11 protein-coding genes are annotated in these 9,086 nt (G+C 54.0%); 4 read left to right on the top strand and 7 right to left on the bottom strand.

Annotated elements, in window-relative coordinates:
- The coding region (locus DJ74_RS09480) for an IS5 family transposase (RefSeq protein ID WP_094527093.1) at positions 1–678 on the top strand (678 nt) is incomplete at its 5' end.
- Between the two features lie 83 nt (positions 679–761).
- On the top strand, positions 762–926 hold the full coding sequence (locus DJ74_RS19170) for a hypothetical protein (RefSeq protein ID WP_170938240.1): 165 nt from the start codon (positions 762–764) through the stop codon (positions 924–926).
- A 652-nt stretch (positions 927–1,578) separates the two neighbouring features.
- On the opposite strand, the gene DJ74_RS09475 is transcribed toward DJ74_RS19170, so the two are convergent.
- The 6 genes from DJ74_RS09475 to DJ74_RS09450 all read right to left on the bottom strand — a co-directional run bounded on the left by DJ74_RS09475 (position 1,579) and on the right by DJ74_RS09450 (position 5,883).
- Positions 1,579–1,965, bottom strand: coding sequence for a hypothetical protein (locus tag DJ74_RS09475; protein WP_094524307.1), 387 nt, complete (start codon positions 1,963–1,965; stop codon positions 1,579–1,581).
- Positions 1,966–2,034: 69 nt separating this feature from the next.
- Entirely contained in the window at positions 2,035–2,811 is a 777-nt protein-coding gene (locus DJ74_RS09470; RefSeq protein WP_094524306.1) for a hypothetical protein, read from the bottom strand.
- Positions 2,812–2,882: 71 nt separating this feature from the next.
- Positions 2,883–3,788 carry a hypothetical protein gene (locus DJ74_RS09465; protein WP_094527092.1) on the bottom strand — a complete coding sequence of 302 codons (906 nt, stop codon included), beginning with the start codon at positions 3,786–3,788 and terminating at the stop codon, positions 2,883–2,885.
- Positions 3,785–4,237 carry a helix-turn-helix domain-containing protein gene (locus DJ74_RS09460; protein WP_094524304.1) on the bottom strand — a complete coding sequence of 151 codons (453 nt, stop codon included), beginning with the start codon at positions 4,235–4,237 and terminating at the stop codon, positions 3,785–3,787. Before DJ74_RS09460 ends, DJ74_RS09465 begins: the two co-directional genes overlap by 4 nt.
- 61 nt (positions 4,238–4,298) lie before the next feature.
- Entirely contained in the window at positions 4,299–5,132 is an 834-nt protein-coding gene (locus tag DJ74_RS09455; protein ID WP_094527091.1) for a hypothetical protein, read from the bottom strand.
- Between the two features lie 157 nt (positions 5,133–5,289).
- Entirely contained in the window at positions 5,290–5,883 is a 594-nt protein-coding gene (locus tag DJ74_RS09450) for a hypothetical protein (protein WP_094524302.1), read from the bottom strand.
- A 712-nt stretch (positions 5,884–6,595) separates the two neighbouring features.
- On the opposite strand from DJ74_RS09450, the gene DJ74_RS18725 reads away from it, so the two are divergent.
- Positions 6,596–7,030 (top strand): hypothetical protein, encoded by a 435-nt coding sequence (locus DJ74_RS18725; protein ID WP_141212691.1) that lies wholly within the window; start codon positions 6,596–6,598, stop codon positions 7,028–7,030.
- 358 nt (positions 7,031–7,388) lie between these two features.
- On the top strand, positions 7,389–7,844 hold the full coding sequence (locus DJ74_RS18720) for a hypothetical protein (RefSeq protein ID WP_141212690.1): 456 nt from the start codon (positions 7,389–7,391) through the stop codon (positions 7,842–7,844).
- Positions 7,845–8,440: 596 nt separating this feature from the next.
- Here DJ74_RS18720 and DJ74_RS18715 read toward each other — a convergent pair.
- Positions 8,441–8,800 (bottom strand): hypothetical protein, encoded by a 360-nt coding sequence (locus DJ74_RS18715; protein WP_141212001.1) that lies wholly within the window; start codon positions 8,798–8,800, stop codon positions 8,441–8,443.
- Positions 8,801–9,086 lie beyond the last annotated feature (286 nt).

The raw sequence follows: 9,086 nt of genomic DNA, 5'->3' as shown, positions 1-9,086 counted from the left end.
GTTCGGAAGAGTACGACCTACCGTGACCTGCTTGACGAACTGATCGAGATGCCACGCATCCGCCGGACTCTTGCATTAGCCGAACTTCCTACGTCATCAACGCTCTGTAAGGCGTTTAATCGACTTGATATGGTCGTATGGCGAGTCTTATTGACTCTCTCAGCGACACTGCTCCCGACAAACGGAATCGTCGGGATTGATGCGTCAGGGTGTGACCGCAGTCACGCCTCGAAACATTATACGAAACGAGCTGAACTCACGATTCAGCAGCTCAAAGTGACGCTGTTGGTTGATGCGAAGGTGAACGCAATTCTCGATCTCCACGTGACGACGACTCGGAAACACGATAGCCAGATTTCCCCGTCGTTGATCAAGCGTAATCCCGAGAGTGTCGGTATTCTGCTCGGTCATAAAGGCTACGACGACCAGAATATCAGACGACTTTGCCGTCAACACGAGGTTCGCCCACTGATCAAACATCGTGAATTCACGTCACTTCATCGGGCATGGAACGCACGCTTAGACACTGATCTCTACGGCCAGCGGAGTCAATCCGAGACAGTCAACTCTACGCTTAATCGGAAGTTTGGTGCGTTTGTCCGGTCACGACGCTGGCGGAAACAGTTCTGGGAACTCACCATCGCCTGTCTCATTCGTAATATAGACCGATCACTCTGAACGGTCAATACAGGGTATGAATCGGTCAGTACAGAGGAACCACTTTTCGGTAGGTATTTTATTCAATTCTGTTGATGTACGATATGGTCTCCCGCGAGAACCAGAAACTAGCCGCCTCTGCTGTGGTTGCCCTCGTTGTTCTTGTCTCCCTACGGGCATTGACGGATTTTGGACTGTTGTCGAGGTTTACGATTGTCGTCGTCGTTATAATCGTTACGCAGTCTGTTTTCGAACGGATGTATCAGTAAGCAGTCACATTCTATCAGCTGATTCAGGATTCATTTAGAGAAGATATCGAAGCTCTTGTGCTGACTACATCCTCTGTATCTCCCACGCCAATCCTATCAGTTCTTAAGTATTTCAACAGAGCCACTCTTTCAGTTTCCAACCCATCTCTTCTGAAGAAACTTCATGTTCTCTGAGGAAGCGGCGTTTTCGGTCTTCTGGCCACGAATTGCCGTACCTCTCGGCGTATTTCATCCGAGTCGATTTTTCCTGTGAATCTACCGACTCTTTGTCCGACTCAGATGCGTCATTATCACTATGCCGACTTGATTCACTCTTTTCCTGTTGTTTTGAGTGACTACCAGAGGGTTCGGTTACCTTCCGCTGTTTGAACTGAGACGCCGATCGCAAGTATCCTCCGTGCGTCGTAGTGGCTACAGGCTATAGAGGATTACTACGAGTCGCACAAGTTCAGCGACCTAGCTGATGCTACTGACAATAGGAACCTGTACGTTGAGCGCCTCTGTTGAGATCCTCATCGGCTGATACATACCGTTCCAGTCCCGGTCAACAGAGCTGCAGGATTGCATATTGGCCACCGGAGCTTCTGCTTATTTAAGCAGGTGTTCCAATAGCTGTGCGAGATACACAGCGCGAAGCCAGTGTAAACGGGGGTTATGACAGGGTGGCGACCTCAAATCCGATCCCGTCCGCGGTGATCCCGACCCCTAACCCATTGTTGCCGGCCGGTGAGCTCCAACTATACGTTTTCTCTAATCCGTTATCGGTTCGTACGGTGACTAAGAGGGGTTTGTCGGCGACGAGATCCGTGTATCCCTGTTCGTCGCCTGCGGGGATCGTCCGTGTATCGTCCATGAGTATCTCGCCCGTGTCGGTAGTGCGAATCTGCACCGTAACCACCTGCGCACTACGCAGCTGATTGTTCACAATCACGAACGGTGTCTGATCAGGTTGAGTGTACGCAACCGCGCCGCCGGCCGAGCCGATGACGACTCCGCCGCCGAGCAGTGCGAGTACATTGCGCCGTGTCGCGGAGGGCATACATCAACCGTTCCACCGCTGAGATCAATAACCCGGTCAAAAGTGAAAATCAGATTTAACAGACGAAGTTCATAATTCGGCCATTTGCGACGTCTCAACCGGGTCGATCGTTTCGGAACTACCGCCACCACCGGGATCGTCACGTACTTGCAGGTACGCCGACGCGACGATGGCGTAGAAGGGGAGGAAGAAGACTGTAGTAAGAACAACCGTAGCGAGGTCGGCGACGAGGGGAAGACCTGCGAGGTCCAACACCGGCGCAACGCCGCCGACGATCCCACCGAACACGGCAGACAGGATCACGAGGAGGGAGAGTTTGAGCCGCGATCCACGAGCGAGTCCCCAGCTCCGCTTGAGACTTGCATAGATGCCGCGATCCTCGACGCTGATAGCGAATATGAAGAACATGAACGACGCCGCGAGGAATATCCCGGGGAGGAACAACAGTACGGTGCCGATACCTACCGAGATGCTCACGACCGTTCCGCCGATGACCGCCGAGAACGTGGCGCGTCCGAGTCGGTTGGCGTATCCCGCGGGGAACGTCGATAGTTCACGGAGCGGCCGGGCGAAAGCGCGTGAGAGCACGACGAAATACACCGCACCGAGGACGCTCGTCACGCCGAACAGTGCAAGTCCGACGCTTCCGGAGACGGGCAGTGCCAGCCCGCCGCTTCCAGCGAATTCCGTCATTGCTTCAGAGGGAAGAAAGCCGAGCACGGCGCTGTTGACTGCGGTTTGAGTGAGCAGTTGGATGGCAAGTAGCCCGACGAAGAGGATTCCGCCGGTTCGAGTAAATACCCGTCTGATGCCATCGCTGACCGCACGACCTAGTTGGAGGGCCATACTCCGTCTTACGCCCCATGATAGTATAAGCACGGCTGAAAATCATACTGAGTTTTTAGTCTTATTCGCAGCTACTCCGTAATAACCTGCTGAACGTAGATGTGTGCGTAAGCACTCGCCCAGACGACGGAGAGTAGTTCGCCGATACTCGCTGCGATCATATTCACGAGGGAGGAGAGCAGGCCGAGATCCGATCCGATCTGCAAGACGTATGAAGGCAGGTAGAAAGTGACGCCGCTTCCGAGAGCGATCAGGACGAGGAGGAGGATTTTCGCTCGGTAGTTCGTTGTAATGCGCCAACTGATTCGGAGTGAGTCGACGGGACCGTAATGACCGACGACACACGCTTCCAACGCGAACCAGAACTTGAATAACAACAGGAGAGGCGGACCCAAGGCGACGAGAGCGCCGACCCCTGCAACGGCAGGAAATCCGACGATTTCGATAGGGTTGCCGGGAAACACGAGGAGAAGCCCGAAGAGCGGGGCTGAGGCAGCGGCTGTGCTCATTACCAGTAAGATGACGAGTAAAATGGTGATACCGAACGCGGGGATTCGGGCAACGGTGTGAGAGAGTCCTTTACGCGCCGTCACACGATCACTGGTCAGTTCTCCGGCAACGATTGTCGCAACGTACGCTCGGATCAAAAAAACGAACGCGAACGCTGTGACGAACTCGATGATGTCGATCGCAGGTACTGGAAGTATATTGATACTCTCCGTTTCGAGGAGTCGATTAGCGAGAATGATTACGGCCGAGAAGCCGAGGATAGACGGATAGGACCGAAACAGGCGAACTGACCAGACTAACGTATCGAGGACGGTGCGATGCGTGGTGATTGTCTCGATATTTCGGCAGTTGAGGCAGCCGCAGCCGTCGGTATCACCTTGCGTTCTAATCGTCGGTGCCACGTCACGGACGGTCGAGTCGTCGACAACAGAAGCATTTTGGATCGATCGGTCGTTACGATCGCTCATTCACCGGTGAAGAGGTGTGAGACCGATTCGCCGACCGCAAGTAGGATCGACGGGGGTCCGAGTAGCGATGCGAACGATTTGAACGCGCGTTTGAGACTTGGTCGATCGTCTTTAGTGCCGAGGAAGAGCAGCGTCGGATCCTCGGAAACGACGAAGACGCTCATCTCACGGCCTTTCTCCGAATAGCAGGTGTCCGTGACTTCGATTACCCCTGCTGCTTCGAGATTCTCCAAGTGGTAGTGGACGTTCTGTACGCTCTGGTCGAGTTGCTCAGCGATCCGCGCTGGGGTCGCCGGTGTCTCGTTGAGCAGTCGAAAGATCTCGTAGGCGGTTTCGGACGATAACGCTTCGATCACGTCTCGTGTTGCGTCGTCGTCGAGGCTCAGTACCGTCGGGGCATCGCTTCGCTCAACGGCAGCGTCGGTTTGTGTCGGAAGGAGTCGTGCCATGGTTACCTTCTGTAAATAGCGGTTGCGGGGACCTGATCCGATCGATAGCTGTTCGAGAACATCATGCGTAGTCGTTGATAGGTGTTTTCGTTGCTTCCGGAACGGCAGGTGAGACAGCGCTCAGTCGCAGGTAGTAGGCCGTGTACACCGTATAGAAGTACGCGAAGCCGACTGCGGAAAGTGTAATCCCGATCGGGAGCAGAACTGCTATCGGTATCCCGAGGTCGATAGGTAATACCTCAACCGGTTTAGCGTCTGTTAGCGTTACCCGAAGCAGGTATTCGGGGACTAAGAAGGCGTTCACCAAGACCAGCCACACCAGCGAGAATCCGGCGACGCTTTTGATGTTCGAGCGGACGAGCGCAATACTTCTCCGGAACGCATCAGTAACGCTTTGATCTTCAAGGACGATCGCAGTGTCGTAAAACTGTACGAACATAATGACAGCGAGAATCGACACCAGCCAGATGATCATAGACCCGATACCTGCGACGAGACCGGCTGTCCGGTTAATCGCGGCGAGCGCTATCGGCACAATGCCGAGGACGAATCCGATCAATCCGAGTCCGATAGCGGTTCCGAGGACGAGAAGCAGGAACACCACCGTTGCAAAGAGAAGTGCGAAATAGTGCGTCCGCGCTGCAGTGAAAAATCGGGTGAGTGAGGGGTCTTTCCCTTCGATTGCCGCCTGAGCAGTTCCGATAAACCCACCGAGAACGAACGGAAACACAACCAGCCACGACAGTGAGACGCCTGCTGACAGAACTGGTGAGTTGGTCAGCTGACCGACGTATTGCAGTTGGCTTCCACCCCCAACGAGGAGACCGGCAACGAACAGGATCGGATTCGCGCGGAGGGCGGTGAATCCATCTTTGAATGCGGAGCGTATGACCATCGTATCCACGAATTACCGCCGTCGCGTATTAGACCGCACGTAGTATCAAATCCATATTTAATCATCTTGAGCGTCTGGAGCTACTGTTTCGATGGAGGCAACGCAACACACGACTTCGATTCGATAGGCCACTTGCTCTGACATACCCCGTGATGGCTCAATTTCCCTGGATCGCGTCTATAACGACTGTCCCAGCCACGATCGGATCTATGGGGACCGAGCTGCTATCGCTGATCGAAATATCGTATTGATCACGAATTGCGAAGTCGCTCTCAATGGAACCAACGGAACTACCGTCCGGGTCTGTCACCTCGAATTTATGCCCGATAAACTGTCCTACCGGCAGGAGTTTTCGACCCATCGTGATGAGCCCCCCACGTGAAGTAATCTCTGCGAGGAGCGACCCATCCTCCGCGTCGCGGATTCGCCATGTGTCTTGGAACAGCGAAAAATCGTTGTCCAGAATGACGAGAGGTTCTCCAGTATGGCCATCGGTAAGTGCGTAGTCACCAGCAATATCCCAGGTGCCACTGGCCTCTACAGTGAACATCTCGTTTCCGTCGGCGTCGACGAACGGAAACGTGTCCTTCCCCTCATACATACTGTAGGTACAGCGAAATATCGTGTCGCCGGTGATATCTTTGCCTTCATATTCGGGTTGAAGATTCTTGTCCTGTCCCGTCTGTTCGACGGTATACTGACTCCCAGAGAGGCCGAGACCAGCAACGCCGTATTGCTGTGGTGTCTCCATATCCAAAATATTGTGCATAGCTAACATTTAAATATAGGGCATTCTGGTTGGTAGATCTGTTGAAATCTTCAGAACCTGACCGGCATGGCGTGCAAGCTATCGAGCGTGAAGTCTGTCATGTCATAGAACTCTTCACACGCTATAGTCACTCTAGGTATCTTTTGAGAGCGTTATGACCTAAGGAGTGCGTGCATCAAGTGCACGCCGATAACAACCGTTCAGCCGTGTTTAGACGCTACCGGCTCTGTTGAAATCCCATTCTTCAGATACATTCTCACTTGAAACAGCCAGTCGCTGAAGACTGCGCACTGAATGGTTCTGAAATGAGGGGCCCCGAGTCAGTATCTTCTTGATGCTATATCCTCGAAAGCAGGTATGGTCGGTATAGGGACTATTATTATCGCAATTACGTTCGTCGTCGCAATGGTGGTGACTCTGGGTCTACTACTGCGGTTGTTGAAAGACGCTGATGGTCTATGATTCAGCTGTACTGACCGCGACCGGGGCAGAATATATCACTTTCTGAGGATTTCAACAGAGCCACGCTACCGATTACGTAGGTTAGCGTTTATGTTGAATGAACAGGACCGGTCTATGAGAGCCCCTCTGTTCCATTTCGTTTTCGGATAGCGGCCGTTTCGTCCGATCGACACCGGTCTAAACAAGGCTGGGCCTGAGCAAGAGATATACCATCCACGATTGATCTGGGCGTATGGAAGTTGCCCTCCGGACCGCACTACTGGGAAGTGAGCAGAAGCGATCGTTACAGGGAGTTCTCACAGCGGCGGGAGTATTTGTGCTCGTTCTAATTATTCTGTTCCTGCCGCTTGCTGTGGGTGTAATCGTCGAGCCAGGTTTTGTGATAGTCGGATTCGGGCTGGCAAGTTGGTGGGCCTATGACAATAGTGGGCTCGCAATCAGCGTACTCCTGATATTAGCACCGGTGATAGCTAGACTGACATACTACTGGTGGCTCTACCTCAACCAGCCATCCCCAGTCGCACTCCCATTGTCATTCGACGGAGTCGGCGCGTGGAAGATGTGGATTCCGTTGGGCCTATTACTTGGGATACTCGCATTCGGGGTCGGCGTTATCGTCCGCCGGGGCCGCCAAGTCACTGCTGGAGAATCCAATACGGTTGCCTGAGTATCAACCAGACCGGCACGAAACTAAGCATTCGTCCGTATACGTGCCCCAAGCCTTGTTTAGACGCGGTGGAGATCGTCCGCTACGGCCGATGTCTACACAGCGAGAGCTGGTCGAGAGGCGCTCAGGGACTGGTTCTGTTCGCCCTGCGTAGCCACTAACCGAGGCGTTCAGGAGCGTCTACACAAGGCCCGTGCCCCATATTCAGTAGCGTTCACGTGATCCCCTCAGTTTCTGTCAATAGCAACGTGCGAAATATAGAGCGTCGATCCAGCAGAGCGACCTCAGTAGTTCGAGTCCGCGAGGAGGGGCCGACGGAATAGCTGAGAACTACCTCAACGAACGATGACCACTGTGTATGAAGACATTTACTGCCCGGTTTGGAGTCATGGATATGGAGAGACGGCGATATCTGCAGGCAATCGGGGGATGTTTCGGTGTCGTTTCAATATCCGGGTGCACAGAGATTCTTCCGGGTAGCAATCAAGAATCCGAGTACCCGGGGGGAACGCTCCTCGTCGAGAACACAGGAAACAACGCTGTCCCAGTCTCGGTAGAGACGAAATTAGATCAATACGACGCCTCACTTGATATTGAGGTCGCTGCCGGAACGACGGTCGCTCGTCCTGAGTTCGTCACTGCTAATCAGGGTGAAATCGTTACTCTTGTCGCTCAGTTCGGCTCGACAGGGGACGCTATACGATTCCAGTTCCTCCCAGCAGGCGGAGAAGATACTCCGCCAGAAGTAGCGCAACTCACGGTCGAGAACGCCGTCGAGGCAAGTGCGACTTGGACTGCGACAAGTGGAAGGTGACCTCCTCCTCGCCGTAAACGGAGAGGGAGCGGAGCTCCCTCAGGCAGTCGGGCTACGCCCGACGACGGCGAGGCTTCCCACGGCACTACACCGCTGGGGTGGGATATTTGCTGGTTCACGGCCTGTCGGCATGACAGGCCGATGGCGGGGCCACACCGCCGTTACTCCTATCCCGGCAGGGGACTCGGAGTTATCTTGACCGAGACACCACAGCGGTTCGAGAGTGTGTCTCGAACGTTCTGGGCCTCGGAGTCCCGATATTGTGCATTTGAGTGGGCGGTGTGACCGCCTCGGTGTACGTCATGCTACGATACACTGTTAGTTAAATATCCGTATTGTTGCTGAACATAGGTTGTGGAGGCGTTGTCGGATTCACGCCCGCCGTGAACGGCGGGACTCTCTCCTCGAAGAAAGATAGATCGGTCTCCACCCATCGCTAACTCGCTGCGTACACGGCCTGTATGCAGACCGGGCCGCCCGAAACAGTCGAGTTTTGTGGCATTATTGAAGCCCTCAACAGGTGATACACTCTGACCCGGCCGTGGTCAATACAAGGGATACAGATACGACCTCCCAGAATGGTAGTCGGTTGAGCGCTATCGGGTTTCGAACGACACCCCGTCGGGACCGAGAGCGGCATGGATAACAACGGATTCATCGACAGAGACGGTCGTTTCGCCGCCGGTGTTCGCCTCTTGAGCCGTGATCTGAATACGATACTCGCCAGATTCGTCAACCGGATACGAGAGCGCCGTCGTTTCCTCGGCTCCGAGCGAGCGGTCCGTACGCATGACCACCCGCATATCCGATGCTCTGGTGATATCGATATTAACGGCTACCCGCTGATTCAACTCGTTGTCGATCACCAAGTTCGGATCTCCCAACTCCAGACATCCGGCAACTCCCAAGAGAGACGCTCCAACGGAGGCAAGCATTTGTCGCCTAGTGGAGGGCATACAGGCCAGTTCAAAACGCATCACTAATGCGTTTTGCTTCACGGGCTTTGTTGAAATCCTCAGCAGGTGATACGTTCTAAACTAGCTTCGGTCAGTATAAGAAAAGGTCGCATCAACTCGCGTCATTTGGATCAAAGGCGTAGTAAACGACAGCCATTGTGATTCCCATCATTACTGGCCCAAAACTTCCATCACCCGACAGTAGGAGCCTAACAGCAAATACACCCACAGCGGAGACGAGGCCAACGAGGAGGGCATAAGGAACACGGGATAGGCCACGTACGCA

Source organism: Halorubrum sp. Ea8 (assembly GCF_002252925.1).
Lineage (GTDB): Archaea > Halobacteriota > Halobacteria > Halobacteriales > Haloferacaceae > Halorubrum.
Note: the sequence above shows the minus strand (reverse complement) of the source record. Positions and strands in the feature narration are given on the sequence as shown.